The organism is Halarchaeum nitratireducens, assembly GCF_014647155.1.
Classification (GTDB): Archaea; Halobacteriota; Halobacteria; order Halobacteriales; family Halobacteriaceae; genus Halarchaeum; species Halarchaeum nitratireducens.
Genome location: NZ_BMOQ01000006.1, coordinates 185,044 through 204,587, shown reverse-complemented (window position 1 = coordinate 204,587; position 19,544 = coordinate 185,044). Strand labels below are relative to the sequence as shown.

Genomic DNA, 19,544 nt, shown 5'->3' with positions numbered 1-19,544 from the left:
CGGGTATAGACTAGTCCGGACGGGAACGCGCGGGCGCGGTGTCGGGCCGCACACTCGAACGTGGCATAGAGAGTACCCAGCTCAGCCTTATGCGCGTGTTCTCGCATTTGAAGAGCGTATGGACACGGCTGACGACCGGACGGAACGCTTCGAGCGAATCGCCTCGACGGAGGCGGACGTGCTCGGCGATCTCGCCGACGACGTGCTCGCGAGCGACCCGTCGTTCACGGTACTCCAAGAACCGAACCCACAGCTACTCATGCAGCGCGTCCGCGAACCGGTCGAGCACCGACCGTTCAACCTCGGCGAAGTCGTCGTCACACCCGCCGAAGTCGAAGTCAACGGTGGTCGCGGATTTGCGATGTATCCCGGAAAGGCCGAACGGGCGGCGCTCTCCGGCGCCATCGTGGACGCAGCCGTCGACGCCGGGCATCCAGTCACGGGCCGTATCCGCGAGGAACTCGCGGCCGCCGCCGAACGCCGCCGGTCGGATCGAAACCACGAGTGGGCGGAAAGCCAGTACACAGCGGTCGACTTCGAGACCATGGAGGACGACCTGTGAGGGCCCTCAGTGTCGATCCGATTCACGACACGAGAGAAACGTTTCGCGCGCTCGTAGACGCGATGAGTCGCCCCGGGACCGTCCAGCAAACTCCGGCCGAACGAAGTGATCACGCCGTCGTCACGACTCTCGTCGATCACGAGGTCACGACGCATACGTTCGACGAGGCGGTGCGGCGCGCACTGGAGTCCCACGGCCGCTTCGATTCGGCGACCCCGGAGACGGCGGATATCGTCCACACAAACGGGAGCCCCACGTGGGACGTTCGTGACGTCCGCAGCGGGACGCTCGTCGAACCGAGCGCCGGCGCGACCGTCATCTACCGCGTCGACGCACTCGGACCGGACGCCACCGCGACGACCCTCCGACTCACGGGTCCCGGCGTCCCGGACGAACGCACGCTTCGGGTCTCCCTTCCGCCAACTGAGGTCGATGCGATCGCCGACGCACAGTCGGTGTACCCGCGTGGGGTCGACGTCGTGTTCGCCGCCGCGGACCGGATCAGTGCACTCCCGCGGTCGGTCACCGTGGAGGTGGTGTGACGTGGGGTACGTCGCCGTCAAAGCCGGCGAAGAACTGATCGAGCGCGCCGAGGAGCTCTTCGAGAAGCAGCGCCTTGAGGGAGAGACCGACCCGGTGAGCGTCGATCAGCTCGACGAGCAGCTCGGCCGATTGAGCGCACAGGCGATGAGCGAAGGGGGCCTGTACGCCCCGCGACTCGCCGCGCTTGCGGTTAAACAAGCCCAGGGCGACACCGTCGAGGCGTCCTTCCTGCTCCGAGCGTACCGGTCGACGCTCGAACGGTGGGACGAAACCACCGTCGTCGATCCCGCGGAGATGGTCACGACACGCCGCGTCTCGCCCGCGTACAAGGACATCCCGGGCGGGCAGATCCTCGGGCCGACGAAGGACTACACCCAGCGACTCCTCGATTTCGACTTGGACGGCGAGGACGACCCCGAAGACCCGACGCAGGAGTGGGACATCGGGGGAGAAGAACCGCCCGACACGCTCGACAACGTGATGGACGTCCTGCGTGATCAGGGTCTCGTTCACGAGCCCGACGGACCGACTGACGACGACCCAGCCGACATCACACGTGATCCCGTGACGTATCCGGCCGGCAGGGATGCCGTTCTACAGGCGCTCGCGCGCGGTGAGACCGGCGCAGTGACCGCGCTCGGCTACTCGGCGCTCCGCGGGTACGGGCAGGTACACCCGACGCTCGCCGAAGTCCGAGTGGGCCGACTCCCGGTGAAGATCGAACACCCGTACACGGGTGTGGAGGCGACCGTCACGTCGGTCGAGGTCAGCGAGAGCGAGGCGGTCGTCCCCGTGTACGCGAAACGCGACGACCCCCAGTTCGCCTTCGGATACGGGTTGACGTTCGGTCGGAACGAGCGGAAAGTGATCGCCATGACGATCCTCGACGCCTCGATCCAACTCGACACCGAAGACGAACCCGCAGAGAACCCCGAGTTCGTCCTCAACACGGTCGACGGGCTGGACTCGTTCGGGTTCATCGAACACCTCAAACTCCCGCATTACGTCACGTTCCAGTCGATTCTGGACCGCATTCGTGCGATCCGCGAGAACGAGAGTGTCGGGGCGGGGACGGCTGACGAATCGAGTCGCGACGCGGACGAGCAACTCGCGGAGGCCTCTGATGACTGATACGGAAACACCACGAGCGGAGACGTCGTACGAGTCGGTCGACGCGGTCCTCGACTCGCTCGACGACGAGGGACTCGACGGGTACAGCTACGCCTACTTGGACGAACACACGAAACGCGAGGTCCGCCGCTCTATCTTGAAGGCGGTCGCGATTCCCGGCCACCAGGTGCCGTACGCGTCCCGACCCATGCCGCTCGCGCGGGGGTGGGGAACCGGCGGCATCCAGGCGTCGCTCTCCATCCTCGGGCCCACGGACACGTTCAAGGTCATCGACCAGGGGTCGGACGAGTCGGTGAACGCGGCGAACATCCGACGGCTCGCTCGGGACACGGCGGCCGTCGAGACGACGACGGACACGACGGACTCGGACGTCATCCAGACCCGCCATCGGATTCCCGAAGAGGCACTCAGCGAGGACCAGATTCTCGTCTTGCAGGTCCCCGTGACTGACGCGCTCCGGAAGGTCGACCCGAGTGACGCGGCCAACCGGCGTCGGCACGCACACAAGAACTACGGGAAGATGTGGGTGCACCTCTACGAGAACGTCGTCGAGTGGGGGGAGATCAACATCGCGTCGCGGTATCCGACGATGGTGGCGGGCCGCTACCTGATGGATCCCTCGCCGATTCCGCGGTGGGACGTCCCGAAACTCGACGACGCCGACAACCTGTTCGTGTTCGCCGCTGGTCGAGAAGCTCGTCTCTACGCCGTCCCGCCAAATACGGACGTCGAGCCGCTCGCGTTCGAGGATCGCGAGTTCCAAGTCGAGCGCTTCGGCGACGCCACCTGTCAGTTCTGTGGCTCAGACGACACGTACCTCGTGGAGATCGAGGGCGACGACGGCGAGACCCGGTACGTGTGTAACGACACCTCGTTCTGCGAGAAACGCCAAGACGACCCGGAACTCGCGAAAGACCATCACCGCGAGCGCGACGTCTCGTGGGGCCCGGGGACACCGTCCGAGGGCGCCGACGCGACGGGAGGTGACGGCACGTGAGCCTTCTCAGCGCGGACGGTGTGACCCGCATCTACGGATCGGGCTGTGAGGCGTGCCGTGACCGAACGGGCGATGCGGCCGGCACGAACCAGTGTCCGGCCTGCGGAAGCGTTGTCGCGTGCGCGGACGTCGATCTCGACCTCCAGCCAAGGGAGGTCCTCGGGATCGTCGGAGAGTCCGGCAGCGGGAAGTCGAGCCTCGCCGAACTGCTCGCCCTCGAACCGAATCAGGACGGCCACGTCCACGGGAGCGTCGAGTACGCCAACCACCCTGGCAATCTCCTCGACGTCGACTACGAAACCAGACACGCGCTTCGGAACGGCCACATCAGCCTCGTTCACCAGCACATCCGGGACGGCCTCGATCTCGACTTCAGCGGCGGCGGGAACGTCGCGGAGAAACTCCTCGCGTCCGGCTGGCGGAACTACGAGGACGTCCGCGAGCGCGTCGCTAGTCTCTTCGAGGAAACCGAGATCCCGGTCGAGCGCATGGACGACCCCACCCACACGTACTCGGGCGGGATGCAGCGCCGCGTCCAGATCGCTCGCGCGCTCGCGATCAACCCCGAGATCGTCGTGCTCGACGAACCGACGACAGGTCTCGACGTGAGCGTGCAAGCCCGCGTGCTCGATATGTTCCGACGGATCCAACGAGAGGAGGACGTGGCGGCAATCGTCGTGTCCCACGACCTCGGCGTCGTCCGCTTACTCGCCGATCGGACGCTCGTGATGCGTCACGGCCGCGTTATCGAGTCCGGCCTCACCGACCGCGTTCTCGAGGACCCGCACCACGAATACACGCAGACCCTCATCAACTCAGCCATATGACGATCCTGTCGATCGACGGTCTCTCGAAGACGTTCGACATGCACGTGCTCGGCGACACCCAGGTCGTCGGGCTCGACGACGTATCGTTCGACGTCCAGACGGGCGAGTTCCTCGCCATCGTCGGTGAATCCGGGAGCGGGAAATCCTCGCTGTTGAAATGCCTCTACCGGACGTACGAGCCGAATTCGGGCCGCGTCGTCTACCACGGGCCGACGCGGGACGTGGACCTGGCGTCGTGTCCCGCCCGAACGGTCATCGGCTTGCGGCGGGACGTGATCGGCTACACGTCCCAGTTCCTCGACGAGATCCCGCGTGTCCCGGCGGTCGACGTCGTCGCCCGCCCCCTCGTCGAGCAGGGCCACAGTCGCGACGATGCCCGTGAAACGGCCCGTGACCTCCTCACTGCGCTCTCCGTTCCCCGAGAACTCTGGGAGGCGTATCCCGCGACGTTCTCGGGCGGGGAGCGCCAGCGCGTCAACCTCGCGCAAGCGATCGCACCGCGACCGGCGGTACTCCTCCTGGACGAACCGACGAGCGCACTCGACCCCGAAACCCGCCGCGCAGCGATCGACTTGCTCTCGACGTACCTCGACGGCGAGACCACCGTGATCGGCGTCTTCCATGATACGAACGTCGTCGAGGCCGTCGCGGATCGTGTCGTCGTGCTGGACGACGGCCGCCTCGACCGGGTCGTGCCCGTCGACGAGTACGATGGCGAGGTGGTCGTCGAATGAGTTCGACGGCCCAGACGGCCGACGAATCCGTCGCCATCGTCGGCGGGCGCGTCGTCACTCCCGACTCGGTCGTCGACGGCGGCGTCCGTATCGAGGAGGATCGAATCGTCGAAATCGGGACCGTCGACACCGACGCCGAGGTCGTCATCGACGCCGACGGCCGCCTCGTGCTGCCGGGCCTGATCGACCTCCACGGCGACGACATCGAACACCACCTCCATCCGCGTTCGGGGGCGCAGATGGCGTTGCCGATGGCGCTCGCGTCCGCCGACCGCGCGAACGTCGCAGCGGGGGTCACGACGAAGTTCCACGCCATCTCTTTCGAGATCGACGAGGAGGCAAACCGGTCGCCGGAACTCGCCGCCGATCTCACCGACGCGATCACGGGAACCCGCGAGTTACTCGCTGACCACCGTCTGCACGCGCGCTGTGAGGTCACCCAAGAGCGCTGTGTCGAGGCCGTCCTAGATGTCGTCGAACGCGGGGACGCTGACCTCGTCTCGGTGATGAGTCACGTTCCCGGGAAGGGCCAGTTCCGGGACGTTGAGGCGTTCAAAGAGTACTACGAGAACGCCTCCGACCACACCGCCGACGAGGCCGAGGAGATGATCGAACACCGGACCGACATCTCGATGGCGACGCTCCGCGAGCGTATCGACCGTGTCGTCGAGGCCGCTCACACCGCCGACGCGGTGACTGCCTCCCACGACGACGAGGATCCCACGGAGGTCGAACGCCTCGCCGCGACCGGTGTGGACATCTCAGAGTACCCGATCACGCTGGAGACAGCGGCGCGTGCCGCGGAAGTCGAGATGACGACGGTGATGGGCGCGCCGAATCTGGTCCGGGGTGAGAGCCAGTGGGGGAACCTCGCGACGGCGCAGGCAATCGACGCGGGTGTCGTCGACGCGCTCGTCGCCGACTACCATCCGCCCTCCCTGCTGGCGGGTGCCTTCGTCGATACCGGCGAACCCCTCCCGACGCGTGTGAACCGTGTCACCGCGAATCCCGCTAACGCCGTCGGTCTCAAGGACCGGGGGCGCATCGAACCGGGGGTGCGCGCGGACCTCATCGTCGTCGACCGGGAGCCGACACCGACGGTCGCTCGCGCGATCATCGCGGGCCAGCCCGTCTACCGTGCCGAACGGGGGGAGCGATGAGTCCACGGCTCGGAGCGGCGATGGACGTCCGGTTCGGGGTGACCGTCGAGGAGTTCATGCGGTACGTCACCGACGTCGGGCTGGACCACGTGGAGTTCAAACGCGAGTATCTCGCCGGCCATCCGAACACGCCGGATCCGGACGCAGTCCGCGAGCTAGCCGAGCGATTCGACGTGAGCGTCACCTATCACGCGCCGTTCCGTGACTGGAACGTCGGGAGTTACGACGAGACGGTTCGACAGGACTCCGTCGAACGCGTGAAACGAACGCTTGACGACGCCGCTACTGCTGGCGCGGAAGCCGTCGTCGTCCACGGGGGGTCGGTTCCCGAACGCTACCCCGAGTGGGTCCGCGAACGCGCCCGCGAGAACGCCGTGGTGTCGCTCGCCGAATGCGCGGAGTACGCCCAACTCGTCGACGTGCCGCTCTGCTTGGAGAACCAGCCGCTCGATACGGAGAAACGGCGACATACGACGACGCCGACGGCGCTCGCGGAGATGCTCGACGCCGTCGACGTTCCCGAGAAGTATCTCGGCGTCACGCTGGACGTGGGGCACGCGAAGGTCAACGGGGGGGACTGGCGGACGTTCGTCGACCGGTTCGGCGACCGCATCCGCGTCTGTCACCTCCACGACAACGACGGGACGGCCGACCAGCACGGGCCCCTCTCAGAGTATCGCTCGCTGGTCGAAGCAATCCCCGCGGAGTGTTTCGTCTTCGAGATGAAGGCCGTCGCGGACGTCGCGACCTGCGTCGGCGTCGAAGCAACACCACCCCGGCCGGACGTGGTGGGCGATGACTGAGTACGACGCCGTCGTCTTCGACAACGACGGCGTGATCGTCGAACCCAGCGACTCCGACGTGCTCCTCGACGCCGTCGTAGACGCGTTTGCGGCGTTCGACGTGACAGTTGATCCGAACGAGGTCGAGGCCTCGATCGGTGACGACCCGGTTCCACGTGAGCTCCTGCAGAAACACGACCTAGATCCGGAGGCGTTCTGGCACCAGCGTGAGCTCACTGCGAGCCTGTTCCAGCAGGCACATACCCGTGATGGCGGAAAAGCCGTCTACGAGGACGTCGACGCACTCGCTGCGCTGGACGTTCCGCTGGGATTAGTGAGCAACAATCAGCATGCGACCGTCGAATTCCTGCTCGCCCATCACGGTCTTGATTACTTCGAAACCGTGTACGGTCGACAGCCGACGCTCGCCGGGGCTGCTCGTCGCAAACCGGAAGCGCACTACCTCAAGAACGCGCTTGCGGACCTCGGCGCCGCTACCGCGCTGTACGTCGGTGATTCGGAAACGGACGTCATCGCGGCCCATCGTGCCGGTCTTGACTCGGCGTTCCTCCGCCGTGAGCACGTGCGGGATGCCGCTCTTGACGTCGAACCGACCTACGAGTTCTCGGACTTGCGGGAACTCGTCGAGACAGTGACCAACTCGCAGTAGTTCCCTCGCGGGCTACTGTATCCGTCATCCCCAACAGACTCCGGTGTACGGGCGGAGCACAGCCCACGGATCGCCGCCGGTCGATAGTCGAATCGGAACGCCGCGCTCTCCGCGCTCGTGTTCATACACGCCCATCGGCCGCCGGGGATTAAACGCCGACGCGTCGGTCGCCGTCGCGAGCGTCGTCCCCCGTCGCGCGACGCACCGGTTCGGGGGAGAACGAAGGGGGAGGCGACGACCGCGGTCCGTGTCGGTGGGAAGGTTCACAAGCGCACAGGCCGTACACCCGTACACGACCTTCGAGTCCCAATGTCGCCATTCTCTGATCCAACTGATCCACGACCGCCACTCCCGGAGTGGGTGCAGGAGGCCTACCGGATCCTCGTCGACGCCGCCGACGGGCCACGGGCGGAGTTCACCTACGGGGAGGCGTACGCGCTCCTCGATGCGGCCGAGACGTTCTCGCCGGAGCACAGCGACAGCGAGTACGCCGTCGAGCGACTGCTGAGCCGCGGGTACCTCTACGAAGCGAACGGCACGCTCCGCGTGACCGAGACGACGTTCGAGTGAGCGGACGCGGTGCGTGCCGTGCGAAGCCGGGGCGAACGGTCGCTCCGGCGTGTTCGCGCACTGCTCGACGACCCGGGTTCGCGTGCGGAGACGCGCGCAGTGTGGACGCGTCGCCGTCGCCGCCGGCGTCCGGAGATCACCACTCGACGAACGGGAGAGCCGGGGGATCGAGGGAGACGAACTCGGCGACGAAGTCGCTCACGGGGTTCTCGTAGATCTCGCGCGGGGTGCCGATCTGTTCGACGCGGCCGTCGTTCATGACCGCGACCCGATCGCACATCACCATCGCCTCCTCTTGATCGTGCGTCACGTAGAGGCCGGTGACGTCCAACTCGGCGAGGAGGTCCCCGACTTCGGTCTGGAGGCGCGTCTTCAGCTTCGCGTCCAATCCGGTCATCGGCTCGTCCAAGAGCAGAATGCTCGGCTCGATGGCGAGCGCGCGCGCGAGGCCGACGCGCTGTTGTTGACCGCCGGAGAGCGTCGTCGGGTCCCGGTCCTCGAACCCGCCGATGCCGAGCATCTCGAGGAGGTCGGCCGCGCGCTCGCGCCGGGTCGCCTTCTCGACGCCCCGCATCTTCAGGCCGAACGCGACGTTCTCCGCGACCGTCATGTTGTCGAAGAGGGCGTACTCCTGAAAGACGAGGCCGACGTTCCGGTTCTCCGGGGGGACGTTCGTGACGTCGGCGTCGTCGAAACGCACCGCGCCCGCGGTCGGCGTCTCGAACCCCGCGATGCTTCGCAGCGTCGTCGTCTTCCCGCACCCGGACGGGCCGAGCACGCCCACCACTTCGCCGTCGTCGACGGTGAACGAGACGCCGTCCATCGCGGTCGTGTCGCCGTACTCCTTGCGTACCGAGTCAAGTGTGACGCGTGCCATGATGTCAGTGTCCTCTCGTCTCGAAGCCCCGCCGCCCCAGCTGCTGGAGGAGGAGCGTCACTGCGGCGATGATGCAGAAGAACATCGAGACCGCTGCGGCGGCCTTCGTGAACGAGCTGTTCGAGATGTGGCGCTGGAGGAAGAGCGCGAGCGGCTGTGTGCCCTTCGCCCAGACGATGTAGGAGAAGTTGAACTCCGCCGCGGCGAGCGCCCAGCAGATGATCAAGCCCGAGATGATCCCGGAGCTCGCGTTCGGGACGATCACCGTCAGGAACGTGCGCGGCCACGACGCGCCCAGCGAGCGCGCGGACTCCTCGAGTCGGCGCAGCGGCATCGACTCGAACTCGCTCTGCACGGCCATCACCATGAACGGCGCTTTCAGCAGCGAATAGCCGACGATGAGGCCGACGCTCGTCCCTGACAGCTCGGGATACGCGCGGAGGAACGCGACGCCGAGGATCACGCCCGGGACGAGGGGGAGGATCGACACCGCGTTCACCCACTCCCGCCCGCGGAAGTCATATCGCGAGACCGCGTATGCGATGGGCACCCCGACGACGAGATTGATCAGCACGCCACCGAGCGCGAGGCCGACGCTGAACGCCAGCTCGGCGGGGACCATCACCGTCGTTCCACCGCCGATCGGGAGGGTGACGAGCGGGTCCCAGCCCATGCTCCGCTGCGAGCCGAAGGTCTCCGCGAGCCCGAGCACCTCCCGCCAGTTCTGGAGCGTGACGAACCCCGAGGGGAGGACGCCCGTCCAACTGCTGGCGAACGACGCGATGACCGTGAGGACGATGGGGCCGATGAGGAACGCGACCGTCGCGAGGAGGAGCGCCGTCACGACCGGCCGGCCGACGCGCCGGGAGACCGCGACCATCAGAGACCGACCTCCGCGCTCGTGTACCGCAGTCCCAGTACCGTGAACAGGAACGTGAAGAGGAAGTAGACGGTCGCCATCGCGCCCGCGACCTGGATGTTCCAGCCGTTCCCGAGTTCGCGCGAGATCTGGAGCGTCCAGACGACGAGCGTCTGGATGACGATAAGCGTCCCGAATATCGCGAGCGCGGTCCGGAACGTGAGGATGATCGCGCCGGTGATCCCCGGGCGGATCTGCGGGAGGGTCACGTGGCGGAAGGTCTCGAACGGCGTCGCGCCCAGCGACTGGGCGGCCTCCTCGGCGGCCTCGTCGACTTCCGCGTACGTCCCGCGCAGGATGAGCGTCGCGCGCGGCACCATCGAGTAGACGAACGCGACGAACAGCCCGGGCACGCTCACGGCGAACGCGACGTCGAGCGGCCGGCCACCCGTGATCGCGGCGACGACGGCCGTGACGAGGCCGTTGTTCCCGAAGAGCACGAGGATCATGAACGCGGCGACGATGCCGGGGAGGCTGATGGGGAAGGAGACGAGCGTCACGAGCAGGTCCTCGCCCGGGAGGTCGTACTTCTCCAGCGCGTGCGCGATGGGAACCGCGAGCGCGACCGAGACGGCGGTCGTCCCGGCGGCGAGCCAGAGGGAGTTGAACGCGACCGACCGATAGTAGGGGTCGCCGAACAGCGTCGCGTACGCCTCGAACGAGACGCCGAGCGACCGATACTGGGCGGTGGAGACGCTGATCCGCACGACCTCCGCGAGCGGGTAGAGTCCGGCGAGGAGCACCAGAACGGCGAACGGCGCGCAGAGCGCCGCGATACGTCGATACTCCCGGTCGCGCTCGGTGACGGGGTCGTAGAGCGCGCCGAGGACGTCGGCGACGCCGGCACCCAGCCTGCGTCCCGCCGAGGGGGCGTCTGTGCTGGCGTGTCCGTCCGTCATCCTCAGATGTTCGCGCCGCGCGTGATCTCCTGGATGATCGACTCCTGTCGCTCGACGAGCTGGCCGTAGTCCACTTGGAACTCGGTGCGCTCGTACTCCTCGGGGGCGATGAACTCGTCGGGGAGCTCGAGCTCCGAGGAGCGAATCGGCCGGACGTACGCGTCGAGGAACTGCCGCTGGCCCTCGAGGGAGAGCACGTAGTCCATGAAGAGCTTCGCCGCACCCGGGTTCGGGGCGTTCTTCAGGAGCGCGTAGCCGTAGGGCATGTTGAGCGCGCCCTTGTTCCCGTTTTCGCCGCCGAGGAGGGCGACGCCGACGTCCTCCTCCGGCACTTCCGAGTTGTTGTACTTCAGGTCGAGGCCGGAGTAGTCGTAGCGGATGAACGTCGCGTACTCGCCGCGGGAGAACTGCGCGAGGAAGTTGTCGGTGAACTCCGCGCCGCCCTCCTGTATCCGGTTGTAGTAGTCGATGACCGGCTGGAAGTCGTCCATCGTCCCGCCGCGGGCGTTGTTGATAGAGAGCGCCGCCGCGAGCCCGACGGCGGCCTGCGGTGTCTGGAGCGCGAGGTCCTGCGTGATCTCGGGCTGCAGCAGGTCCGCCCACGTCGTCGGCTTCTCGAGGCCGCGCTCCTCGTAGAGGTCCTTCCGATACGTGACGGCCGTCGTCACCCGCCGCGTCGCGGTCACGTGCCCGTCGCTCGTCTTCAGCGACTCCGGCACTTTGTCCCAGCCCGTCGGCTTGTACGCCTGCGTGAAGCCGTCGTTGTGGGCGACGATGCCGTACGTGTAGCCGCCGTTGTAGCCCGAGTGCGTCGTGTTGTTCGCGTGCGAACGCATGTGCTGGAGGGCTTCGCCCGACGAGCGGTCGTCGTCGTGGACCGCGACGCCGTAGGAGTCCTCGAAGGACTGCATCAGCGACGGCCAGTTCATCCACCCCGACTGCACGCAGTAGAAGTACAGCGTGTCGGGGAACGCCGAGGCCTCGACCGTCGTCCGTGAGTCCCCGTAGCCGACGTCGTACGTCTCCGATCCGCCGCTCCCGGTTCCAGCGGCGGACTGGTCAGTGGAGGCGGTCGTGTTACAACCGGCGAGGCTCGCCAGGGCGGCGGCGGAAGCGGTCCCGATGAACTTCCGTCGTGTCGACACCATCACGTGGAGGGGACGCGTCTCCGAAGAAAGCGGTTGCTATGAGTGCATTATAGCCGCCCGAATCGCTATGGAGAGATCCAGAGACGCTAGCACGACTCCCTGCGAACCGCCGTCCGACGAGTCAGACCCGCGTTCCCGACCAGCACGTCGCGTCGGCGCGCGCCGGAACGGTCGAGGGTCGCACAGGGTCGCCGTCGCCTACTCCTGAGACGGCAGGTCGGGGAGGGGGCGTCACGGTGGTTCCTCGGCGGGCGTAGCGTAGAGGGGCGTGGTACCTCGCCCCTCGGAAGTGTTATCCCTTACGTGGCCCTTCGTTTGGTCGTAATGGCACACGGTAAGGTTGATTTCTTCAACGACACTGGCGGTTACGGTTTCATCTCGACTGACGACGGCGACCTCGACGACGACGAAGACGTCTTCTTCCACATGGAGGACGTCGGCGGCGAAGACCTCACCGAGGGTACCGAGGTCGAGTTCGACATCGAGTCCTCCCCCAAGGGGCCTCGCGCGTCGAACGTCGTCCGACAGTAAGACGACGCACCCGTCGCACGCAGCGACGATCGATATTCTTCCGTTTTCGAGGCGACGACACGTCGGAGCGGCGCGATCTGCACGCGCTGTCGGTCACTCGTGGCCGGCGATCGGGAGCGGCTCGTAGGGCTCCTCGATGTACTCGACGTCGGAGTCGGAAAGGTCGATTTCGGTGGCCTCGACGGCGTCTTCGAGGTGTTCGACGCTCGTCGTGCCGACGATCGGCGCGTCGACGGCGTCCTGGTGGAGGAGCCAGGCGAGGCTGATCTGGGCCATCTTCACGCCCTTCTCGTCGGCGAGCTCCTCGATGCGTTCGTTGACCTCCTCGCCGCCGCCCCGGAGGTAGGGCATGTCGTGGAGGTACGAGTCCGTCTCCCCGCGCGTCGTCGCACCGAACTCCTCGTGGGGACGCGCGGCGACGCCGCGGGCGAGGGGCGACCACGGTATCACGCCGACGCCCTCTCGTTCGCAGAGGGGGAGCATCTCGCGTTCTTCCTCCCGGTAGAGCGGGTTGTAGTGGTTCTGCATCGTCGCGAAGCGCTCCAGTCCGAGGCGATCGCTGGTGTGGAGGGCGTCCGCGAACTGATGAGCCCACATCGAGGAGGCGCCCAAGTGGCGGACCTGCCCGCGGCGAACGGCGTCGTCGAGCGCCCGGAGCGTCTGCTCGATGGGCGTCTCGGGGTCCCAGCGGTGGATCTGGTAGAGATCGATCGTCTCCATCCCGAGTCGATCGAGGGAGTTCTCCAGTTCCTGCTCGATCGTCTTCCGGGAGAGACCCGTGGCGTTCGGATGCGGGTCGTCCTCGGGCGGGAAGAACACCTTCGTCGCGACGACCTGCTCGTCGCGGTCGTACTCCGCGAGGACGTCGCCGAGGATCTCCTCGCTCTCCCCGTTCGAGTACGTGTTCGCCGTATCGAAGAAGTTCACGCCGAGCTCGATAGCGCGTTCGATGAGGTCCTCACCGGCGTCGCGGTCGATCATCCACTCGCGGCCCGACCCGAAGCTCATACAGCCCAGACAGATCTGACTGACTTCCGTCCCGGTCGACCCGAGCGTCGTGTACTCCATACGCCACGTTTCGATACCGCCCGAGTTGTAGCTCCGGGCGTCGGCACGCGTCTCGGAGACCGATAGGACTTACACGAGAGCCATCGAGTTACGGACCGCAGATCCGCTTCCGGCCGTCTCCATTCCGGTGCACGCGCCGTGCGTTCGTCCGCCGAGCCGAACGATCGCCTTCGAGGAACACCGGGACCGCGAGACACCCGAGGCGTCTGAGCACGACGTCGGCGGCCGATCGAAACTTTTTGAGTCAGGTAGGCGCATCTATGCTTCGTGTATCGGAGTCGCTGGAAACGTCTCTCCTGTGGCGGGTCGGTCTTGCTGTTGGGTCTCACTTTTCTCGCGCTCGCGATCTACGACATCCCCGCCGACGTGATCGACGAGGGCGTCCCGCTGTATCTGACCCTCCTCGAGAACTCGCTTCCGATCGTCTTGAACCTCGCGCTCGTCGGCGCGGGCGTCGTGCTCATCACGTGCCGTCGACTCTCGGCACAATCCACGTACGTGATCGCCCGCTGGAGCGTTCTCAGCGCGGTCTCCGTCTCTGTTCTCCTCGGCTGGGTGTACACGCTACAACTCCTCGAAGGCGTCTTCAAGCCGTCGCTCCTCTTCGCACACACGGTCACGGTGGCCACTCTGGTCGGCCTCGGCGTCGGCGTCTACGATAGCCGGCGTCGCCATCACCGCCGACAGGTGCAAGTCGAGAACACCAAGATATCCGCCCTGTTCACGAACACCTCCGACTGCATCGCCGAGATCGAGTTCGTCGATCGGAGCCCGATCATCAAGTCGGTCAATCCGGCGTTCGAGCGGACGTTCGGGTACGACGAGGAGGCGGTGACGGGCGAGTCGATCGACGAGCTGATCGCGCCGCCCGCCGCTCGGGCGCGTGCGGCCGAGATCAGCCAGCGGGCCCGCGCCGCCGAACAGTTCGAGGAGTCGGAGGTGTTTCGCCGGACGGCGACCGGCGAGCTGCGGGTGTTCCGCGTGCAGTCGATCCCGTTGACGGCGGAGACGACGGTGACCGACGGCTACGCCGTCTACACCGATATCTCCGAGGAACACCGGTATAGTGAGCAGCTTACCTTGCTACACGAGACGACACGCGACCTCATGGGTGCCGATTCGACGAGCGAGGTTGTCGAGATGGCCGTCGACGCGACGACGGAGATCTTCCGCTTCGATTTCGTCGGTGTCTACCGGTACGACGAGGCGGCCGATCGCCTCGTCCCCGAATCGTACGCGACGGACGAGGAGGCGTTGTCCGACCCGCGACCGATCCCGCGCGGGGAGGCGGTCGCGTGGACCGTCTTCGAGACGGGAAAGTCCGAGCTCGTTCGGGACCTCGAAATCCGCTCGACGGCGTCCGATCCGACGTCGCCGATCGGGAGCGAGTTGCTCTTAGCGATCGACGAGTGGGGCGTGTTGGTGATCGGATCGACGGCGACCGACGCGTTCGACGACGCGGACTACTCGCTGGCGAAGATCTTGGCGGCGAACGTCGAAGCGGCGCTGGAGCGCGCGGAGCGCGAGGCGCAACTCGAGGAGAAGAACGAACGTCTAGAGCGGTTCGCCAGCGTCATCTCCCACGACCTCCGCAACCCGCTCGCGGTCGCACAGGGCTATCTCGACCTCGGCCGCGGCGGCGACGAGGACGCGTTCGAGCGCGTCGAGAGCGCGCTCGACCGAATGGAGCAGCTGTTGGACGAGCTGTCGACGCTCGCGCGACAGGGCGAGGAGATCGGCGCGCTCACGACGGTCGACCTCGGGGAGACCGCGAGAGCGGCCTGGGAACAGGTCGCCACGGGCGACGCCGACCTGCGCGTGGACGGGTCGCGCGAGCTCCAGGCGGACCGAAACCGGCTCCAGCAGCTCCTCGAAAACCTCTTCACGAACGCGATCACGCACGGCGGAGCGGACCTCACCGTCATCGTCACGCCGACCGACGAGGGGTTCGCGGTCGAGGACACCGGAGACGGGATCGAGCCGGCGGAGCGAGATCGGATCTTCGACTCCGGGTACACGACGGACGCGTCCGGCTCCGGCCTCGGACTCACGATCGTGAAGGAGATCGCGGACGCGCACGACTGGGCGGTCTCCGTGGCGGACGGGGACGACGGTGGCGCGCGGTTCGCCTTCGACGTGGACGGGCGGCGGGACTGACGTCCGCGCGGTTCTCCGGTGATCGCCCGAATGGCGCGAGGAGAGTGGCGCCCTCGACAGCGTGCGGCGGGCAGGTCTAGAGCCCGAGCGTGTCCCGCACGCGATCGGTGAGCGAGGCGGGGCTCGCGGGGGCCGCGTCGGAGTCGTCCGCGAGACCGAGTTCGACGGCGATCGCGTCGAGTTCGTCGTCGCCGAAGCGCTCGTCGTCGCGCGCGTCGGCGAGCCACGCACGCCACTCGTCGTCGGAGAGGACGCCGCGGGAGCCCTCCCACCGCGCTTCGAGTGCCGCTTCGTCCGGGAACGGCACGTCCATATCGCTCTCCCCCCAGTAGAGCGGGGAGAGCGCGAAGGCGTACTCGTCGCCGGGGAGCGGCCGGAACCGATAGGGATAGCCGCCGTAGCAGAAGACGTCCTCGGGCGTCACCGTTTCGCCCGTCGGGAGCGCGAGTCGTGCAGTCACGGCTGATCGTACGGCCTCCACGCATTTGAGTCGTACGCGACCCGACGAGACACTGAGAGAATCGGGGCGAGGACGCCTGTACCCCGGTCAGGATCGGGCGGTGGACTCCCGTCACCGGAGAGCGCCACAGTTCTGTGGCGCGACGAGTTGGACGTCGCCGGTGACGCCGGCACGATCGAGCGCGCGCTCGCCGGCCGCCCGGGCCGCATCGCGCTCGGCAGTGGTCGTCACGCCGTACGCGACCGGTCCCCAGGAGGACTGTCCGGCCCCGGTGATCGCGTCGTCGGCGAGGAGGGTGTCAACGAGCGCGTCGACCGGCGGGCGATAGACGCCGTCCTGCTCGTCGGCGTACCACGTTCCGTTGAGCCGACCGATCTCGGTCACGGCGGCGCCGAACGCGGCGGCGTCGCCCGCGACGATCGCCGGGAGGACGCGACTGGTGACGAGCCCGGCGATCCGCTCACCCGTCTCCGGGTCGGCATCGGCGATCGCCGTCTGCATGCTCGTCGCCTCCGCGTCGCCGCAGCGGCCGGGGTCGGCGTCCGGGACGACGAGCACGAACCGCCACGCCGGCGGGACGGGGTAGCGGGCGACGACCGGCGGGACCGTCCACGACCCGTCCGACGGTGGCGTCCGAGAGGGGGTCCCACAGGTATCGGTCGACCGGCCGGCGTCGAGGACGAAGCCGCCGCCCTCGAAGGCCGCGACGCCGATACCGCTTCGGCGGCCGCGGTCGAGGACCGGGGCGCGCTCGCGGACGCGCGGACGCCGGTCGTACACGCGAGCGATGGCCGCCGTCGTCGCGAGGGCGGTCGCGGTGCCGCTCCCGAGCCCGACGTGTCGGGGGAGGGTCTCGGTCAGTTCGACGCGTGCGCCAGACACGCCGAGGGCGTCGACGGTGCGGCGAACGGAGTCGGCGACGACGTCGGGGCAGACGACCGCGTCGGCGGGCGTCGCCGTCACCGTCACGCGGGGATCGGCGAGTGCGACGCCGAGACTGCCGTATAGGCGGTCGTGTTCGGTCGAGAGGGTCGTGAACCCGAAGTGGAGGCGCGCCCCGGCGGAGACGGACGCGCGCTCGGTGTCGGCCATCACGGGCGCTCCACGAGGTCGTGCACGCGGTCGATCGCGTCGCGTTCCGCCGGCCCCCCACACCGGCGAGCGACCGCGGTCGCGTGTTCCAGCCGGCGGCGGAGGACGGCGTCGTCGTAGGCGTCGACGCCGAGGCGCGAGGCGGCGACCGTCGCCTCGATCACGGCCGCGAACCCGCGGTTCGTGAGCGGGACGCGCTCCTCGCTGACCGTGACGGCGGTCGGTTCGAGCGCCCACGACGCCCACGGCGTCCCGTCGCGCTCGGCGGCCTCGCGGCGCGTCACGTCGACGCGGACCCGGGCATCGGCTTCCGGGAACGTCGGTTCGTCGGTCTCGCAGACGGCGAGTGCGGCCTCGACGAAGAAGCGGGGGTCCCGGGTGAAACACACGTTGCCGACGCCGGTCCGCTCGAAGTTGCGACGCGTGCGCGTGCGTCCCCACGTCTCCGCGGTGACGACGTCGCCCGCGTGGAGTCCGAGCGCGGCGACGTTCCACCGATCGTTCGGGCCCTCCGTGGCGACGACGCTCTCCGTCACGCCGCGGAGGGAAACGGGCCACTCGGTCATCGACGGAGCCCCCGAGAGAGCGCGACGAACAGCGCCGCGGCGACGACGTCGGCGGTCGTGCCCGGATTGATCCCCGCCTCGACGAGGCGGTCGGCCCACGCCTCGACGTCCGCGCGATCGGCGTCCACGAGCTCCGCGGCGCGGTCGCTGACGCGTTCCGCGACGTCATGTCCGTGTCGTGCGGCGACGAGTGCGTCAGGAGTGTCCGCGAGCAGTCGGAGGAAGGTCTCCGAGATGCGCGCCGGGAGCGGCGCCGTCCCCGTCCGCAGCGAGTCGGCGGCGTCGAACGTCCGCTCGAAATCGGTGGCCCACTCGCGGGCGACGCCGTCGGCGGGGGCGCTCGCCACGACGACCTCCGAGAGGGTGAGCCCCCGTGATCGGAGGGTCGGGATCGCGTCGGCCCCCCGTCTGACGTCGAGTCCGGCGAAGTCGTCGGGGGGATCGGCGACGCGAACGTCGGTGTGTTCGAACGCGCGGTAGAACCGAGCGGCGTCGTCGACGGTCGTCGCCTCGAGTACGTCCGCGGCGGCCGCACGCGTCGCCTCGCCGGCGACCGCGACCGCGCTGACGAGCGGCGTGAGCAGGAGGAGCGCGCCGAACTGCGTGTTGTCCCGCGCCCGCGCCGCCATGCCGGCGACGGCGGTCTCGAACGCGGTACCGACCGGGGCGCCAGCGGCCGCGGCGTCGAGACCGGGGCGAGCGCCGACGGCGCCGGCGAGGAACTGCTCGAAGCGGAGATCGGGATGGTCGCGTTCGCGGTCGACGTTGCCCGGTTTCGGTGTGGCGGCCAGTTCGAGGAGGAGGGCGAGTTGGGCGTCGTCTGCGATCCCGTGCGTCACGGCGCACGCACCCGCTCGAAGACGGTTCCCAGGAGATCGATCGCCGTCGAGCGGTCCGGGCCGAGGGGGGCGGCGGCGACGACGCTATCGACGTGCTCGAACGCCGAGCGGAGGCGGGCCTCGACGTCCGCGGGATCGCCGGCGATGCAGAACGCGTCGATCATCGCGGGCGACACGGCCGCGAAGGCGTCGTCGTACGCCCCGGCGCTGAGCGCGTCGCCGATGGCCGCCGCCCGCTCGGGGTCGAGGCCGTGTCGATCGAGGATGTCTCGGGGCGCACCCGCGGTGACGAACGCGACGGGTGGCCGGGCGGCGCGGCGCGCGGCGTCGGCATCGCGGGCGACGCTGACGCCGGCGAACGCGACGGTATCGAGGGGACCGCGCGCCGACGCGCGATCGGTGCGTCCCTCGTCGATCCGCGCTGCCGCGGCGGCGAGGTCGTCGGGGTGGGCGGCGTTTACCAACACCCCGTCGGCGTGCGCGGCGCTCATCCGGAGCATGTCCGGACCCTGCGCCCCGACGTAGACCGGCGGCGGGCTGACGTCGTAGTCGAGCGCCGCGTCGACGGCGCGAAACGTTCCGTCGTGATCGACGCGCTCGCCGTTCCAGAGCGCGCGTGCGACACGCGTGGTTTCGAGAACGCGTCGGAGGGGGCGCTCGCGTTCGATACCGAGGGCCGAGAGCGTGGACGCGTCACCGGCACCGAGTCCGAAGAGCGCACGTCCGTCGCTTCGCTCCGCGAGCGTCGCCATCCGCGACGCCAGCGTCACGGGGTGCGTTTCGTACGGGTTGACGATCCCCGGCCCGAGGCGAATCGTCTCCGTCGCGGCCGCGGCGCGCGAGAGCGCGAGGAAGGGGTCGCGGTTGTTGTAGTGCGCGGAGACGAAGACGCGGTCGAAGCCGGCGCGTTCGGTGTCGGCCGCGAGCGAGCCGACGGCGTCGGCCGGGACGTCTGGCGTCAGTTCCACGCCGATCGATCCGGTGGCGTCGCTCACCCGCGCCACCTCCGGAC

Annotated in this window: 22 protein-coding genes; 12 read left to right on the top strand and 10 right to left on the bottom strand. The window is 68.2% G+C overall.

Features of this window, described 5'->3' with window-relative positions; all coding sequences use genetic code 11:
* The first annotated feature begins 118 nt into the window (after positions 1-118).
* The 10 genes from phnG to IEX91_RS11815 all read left to right on the top strand — a co-directional run bounded on the left by phnG (position 119) and on the right by IEX91_RS11815 (position 7,976).
* Entirely contained in the window at positions 119-562 is a 444-nt protein-coding gene (gene phnG, locus IEX91_RS11860; RefSeq protein ID WP_188879189.1) for a phosphonate C-P lyase system protein PhnG, read from the top strand.
* Complete coding sequence (gene phnH, locus IEX91_RS11855; RefSeq protein WP_326838240.1) at positions 505-1,104, top strand: phosphonate C-P lyase system protein PhnH; 600 nt, start codon at positions 505-507, stop codon at positions 1,102-1,104. The genes phnG and phnH overlap by 58 nt, the downstream gene beginning before the upstream one ends.
* A 1-nt stretch (position 1,105) precedes the next feature.
* Positions 1,106-2,236, top strand: coding sequence for a carbon-phosphorus lyase complex subunit PhnI (locus IEX91_RS11850; RefSeq protein ID WP_188879187.1), 1,131 nt, complete (start codon positions 1,106-1,108; stop codon positions 2,234-2,236).
* Positions 2,229-3,233 (top strand): alpha-D-ribose 1-methylphosphonate 5-phosphate C-P-lyase PhnJ, encoded by a 1,005-nt coding sequence (locus IEX91_RS11845; RefSeq protein ID WP_188879185.1) that lies wholly within the window; start codon positions 2,229-2,231, stop codon positions 3,231-3,233. Before IEX91_RS11850 ends, IEX91_RS11845 begins: the two co-directional genes overlap by 8 nt.
* Complete coding sequence (locus IEX91_RS11840; protein ID WP_188879184.1) at positions 3,230-4,060, top strand: ATP-binding cassette domain-containing protein; 831 nt, start codon at positions 3,230-3,232, stop codon at positions 4,058-4,060. Before IEX91_RS11845 ends, IEX91_RS11840 begins: the two co-directional genes overlap by 4 nt.
* A complete protein-coding gene (locus IEX91_RS11835) occupies positions 4,057-4,794 on the top strand; it encodes a phosphonate C-P lyase system protein PhnL (RefSeq protein ID WP_188879183.1) in 738 nt (245 codons plus the stop codon). The genes IEX91_RS11840 and IEX91_RS11835 overlap by 4 nt, the downstream gene beginning before the upstream one ends.
* Positions 4,791-5,954, top strand: a complete 1,164-nt coding sequence (locus IEX91_RS11830; RefSeq protein ID WP_188879182.1) for an alpha-D-ribose 1-methylphosphonate 5-triphosphate diphosphatase — start codon at positions 4,791-4,793, stop codon at positions 5,952-5,954. Before IEX91_RS11835 ends, IEX91_RS11830 begins: the two co-directional genes overlap by 4 nt.
* Positions 5,951-6,757, top strand: coding sequence for a sugar phosphate isomerase/epimerase family protein (locus IEX91_RS11825; protein WP_188879180.1), 807 nt, complete (start codon positions 5,951-5,953; stop codon positions 6,755-6,757). The genes IEX91_RS11830 and IEX91_RS11825 overlap by 4 nt, the downstream gene beginning before the upstream one ends.
* Positions 6,750-7,406, top strand: a complete 657-nt coding sequence (locus IEX91_RS11820) for an HAD family hydrolase (RefSeq protein ID WP_188879179.1) — start codon at positions 6,750-6,752, stop codon at positions 7,404-7,406. The genes IEX91_RS11825 and IEX91_RS11820 overlap by 8 nt, the downstream gene beginning before the upstream one ends.
* A gap of 309 nt (positions 7,407-7,715) precedes the next feature.
* Positions 7,716-7,976 carry a hypothetical protein gene (locus IEX91_RS11815; protein ID WP_188879178.1) on the top strand — a complete coding sequence of 87 codons (261 nt, stop codon included), beginning with the start codon at positions 7,716-7,718 and terminating at the stop codon, positions 7,974-7,976.
* Between the two features lie 136 nt (positions 7,977-8,112).
* Here IEX91_RS11815 and IEX91_RS11810 read toward each other — a convergent pair whose 3' ends face one another.
* Genes IEX91_RS11810 through IEX91_RS11795 form a run of 4 tightly spaced genes read right to left on the bottom strand, consistent with a single transcriptional unit; the run spans position 8,113 to position 11,771 of the window.
* Positions 8,113-8,853, bottom strand: a complete 741-nt coding sequence (locus IEX91_RS11810) for an ABC transporter ATP-binding protein (protein WP_188879176.1) — start codon at positions 8,851-8,853, stop codon at positions 8,113-8,115.
* A gap of 4 nt (positions 8,854-8,857) precedes the next feature.
* The gene (locus tag IEX91_RS11805; RefSeq protein ID WP_188879175.1) at positions 8,858-9,733 is read right to left on the bottom strand and encodes an ABC transporter permease; all 876 of its coding nucleotides are present in this window, start codon (positions 9,731-9,733) and stop codon (positions 8,858-8,860) included.
* Complete coding sequence (locus tag IEX91_RS11800; RefSeq protein WP_188879174.1) at positions 9,733-10,671, bottom strand: ABC transporter permease; 939 nt, start codon at positions 10,669-10,671, stop codon at positions 9,733-9,735. The genes IEX91_RS11805 and IEX91_RS11800 overlap by 1 nt, the downstream gene beginning before the upstream one ends.
* A 2-nt stretch (positions 10,672-10,673) precedes the next feature.
* Positions 10,674-11,771, bottom strand: coding sequence for an extracellular solute-binding protein (locus tag IEX91_RS11795; RefSeq protein ID WP_188879323.1), 1,098 nt, complete (start codon positions 11,769-11,771; stop codon positions 10,674-10,676).
* Positions 11,772-12,143: 372 nt separating this feature from the next.
* Between IEX91_RS11795 and IEX91_RS11790 the strand changes: the two genes are divergently transcribed.
* Entirely contained in the window at positions 12,144-12,350 is a 207-nt protein-coding gene (locus IEX91_RS11790) for a cold-shock protein (protein WP_188879173.1), read from the top strand.
* 93 nt (positions 12,351-12,443) lie between these two features.
* On the opposite strand, the gene IEX91_RS11785 is transcribed toward IEX91_RS11790, so the two are convergent.
* A complete protein-coding gene (locus IEX91_RS11785; protein ID WP_188879172.1) occupies positions 12,444-13,418 on the bottom strand; it encodes an aldo/keto reductase in 975 nt (324 codons plus the stop codon).
* A gap of 267 nt (positions 13,419-13,685) precedes the next feature.
* Between IEX91_RS11785 and IEX91_RS11780 the strand changes: the two genes are divergently transcribed.
* Positions 13,686-15,575: a sensor histidine kinase gene (locus IEX91_RS11780; protein WP_188879171.1), complete on the top strand. Its 1,890-nt coding sequence runs from the start codon at positions 13,686-13,688 to the stop codon at positions 15,573-15,575.
* Between the two features lie 76 nt (positions 15,576-15,651).
* On the opposite strand, the gene IEX91_RS11775 is transcribed toward IEX91_RS11780, so the two are convergent.
* The 5 genes from IEX91_RS11775 to IEX91_RS11755 all read right to left on the bottom strand — a co-directional run bounded on the left by IEX91_RS11775 (position 15,652) and on the right by IEX91_RS11755 (position 19,527).
* Complete coding sequence (locus IEX91_RS11775) at positions 15,652-16,035, bottom strand: hypothetical protein (protein WP_188879170.1); 384 nt, start codon at positions 16,033-16,035, stop codon at positions 15,652-15,654.
* Between the two features lie 111 nt (positions 16,036-16,146).
* Positions 16,147-17,127, bottom strand: coding sequence for a beta-ribofuranosylaminobenzene 5'-phosphate synthase family protein (locus IEX91_RS11770; RefSeq protein WP_188879168.1), 981 nt, complete (start codon positions 17,125-17,127; stop codon positions 16,147-16,149).
* Positions 17,127-17,693: a DUF447 domain-containing protein gene (locus IEX91_RS11765; RefSeq protein ID WP_188879166.1), complete on the bottom strand. Its 567-nt coding sequence runs from the start codon at positions 17,691-17,693 to the stop codon at positions 17,127-17,129. The genes IEX91_RS11770 and IEX91_RS11765 overlap by 1 nt, the downstream gene beginning before the upstream one ends.
* The gene (locus IEX91_RS11760; protein ID WP_188879165.1) at positions 17,690-18,532 is read right to left on the bottom strand and encodes a triphosphoribosyl-dephospho-CoA synthase; all 843 of its coding nucleotides are present in this window, start codon (positions 18,530-18,532) and stop codon (positions 17,690-17,692) included. The genes IEX91_RS11765 and IEX91_RS11760 overlap by 4 nt, the downstream gene beginning before the upstream one ends.
* Positions 18,529-19,527 carry a 5,10-methylenetetrahydromethanopterin reductase gene (locus IEX91_RS11755; protein WP_229772858.1) on the bottom strand — a complete coding sequence of 333 codons (999 nt, stop codon included), beginning with the start codon at positions 19,525-19,527 and terminating at the stop codon, positions 18,529-18,531. Before IEX91_RS11755 ends, IEX91_RS11760 begins: the two co-directional genes overlap by 4 nt.
* Positions 19,528-19,544 lie beyond the last annotated feature (17 nt).

Coding starts and splice junctions, on each gene's coding strand:
- phnG (WP_188879189.1), top strand. CDS start 119: ATGGACACGGCTGACGACCGGACGGAACGCTTCGAGCGAATCGCCTCG.
- IEX91_RS11845 (WP_188879185.1), top strand. CDS start 2,229: ATGACTGATACGGAAACACCACGAGCGGAGACGTCGTACGAGTCGGTC.
- IEX91_RS11835 (WP_188879183.1), top strand. CDS start 4,057: ATGACGATCCTGTCGATCGACGGTCTCTCGAAGACGTTCGACATGCAC.
- IEX91_RS11830 (WP_188879182.1), top strand. CDS start 4,791: ATGAGTTCGACGGCCCAGACGGCCGACGAATCCGTCGCCATCGTCGGC.
- IEX91_RS11825 (WP_188879180.1), top strand. CDS start 5,951: ATGAGTCCACGGCTCGGAGCGGCGATGGACGTCCGGTTCGGGGTGACC.
- IEX91_RS11820 (WP_188879179.1), top strand. CDS start 6,750: ATGACTGAGTACGACGCCGTCGTCTTCGACAACGACGGCGTGATCGTC.
- IEX91_RS11815 (WP_188879178.1), top strand. CDS start 7,716: ATGTCGCCATTCTCTGATCCAACTGATCCACGACCGCCACTCCCGGAG.
- IEX91_RS11810 (WP_188879176.1), bottom strand. CDS start 8,853: ATGGCACGCGTCACACTTGACTCGGTACGCAAGGAGTACGGCGACACG.
- IEX91_RS11805 (WP_188879175.1), bottom strand. CDS start 9,733: ATGGTCGCGGTCTCCCGGCGCGTCGGCCGGCCGGTCGTGACGGCGCTC.
- IEX91_RS11800 (WP_188879174.1), bottom strand. CDS start 10,671: ATGACGGACGGACACGCCAGCACAGACGCCCCCTCGGCGGGACGCAGG.
- IEX91_RS11790 (WP_188879173.1), top strand. CDS start 12,144: ATGGCACACGGTAAGGTTGATTTCTTCAACGACACTGGCGGTTACGGT.
- IEX91_RS11785 (WP_188879172.1), bottom strand. CDS start 13,418: ATGGAGTACACGACGCTCGGGTCGACCGGGACGGAAGTCAGTCAGATC.
- IEX91_RS11770 (WP_188879168.1), bottom strand. CDS start 17,127: ATGGCCGACACCGAGCGCGCGTCCGTCTCCGCCGGGGCGCGCCTCCAC.
- IEX91_RS11765 (WP_188879166.1), bottom strand. CDS start 17,693: ATGACCGAGTGGCCCGTTTCCCTCCGCGGCGTGACGGAGAGCGTCGTC.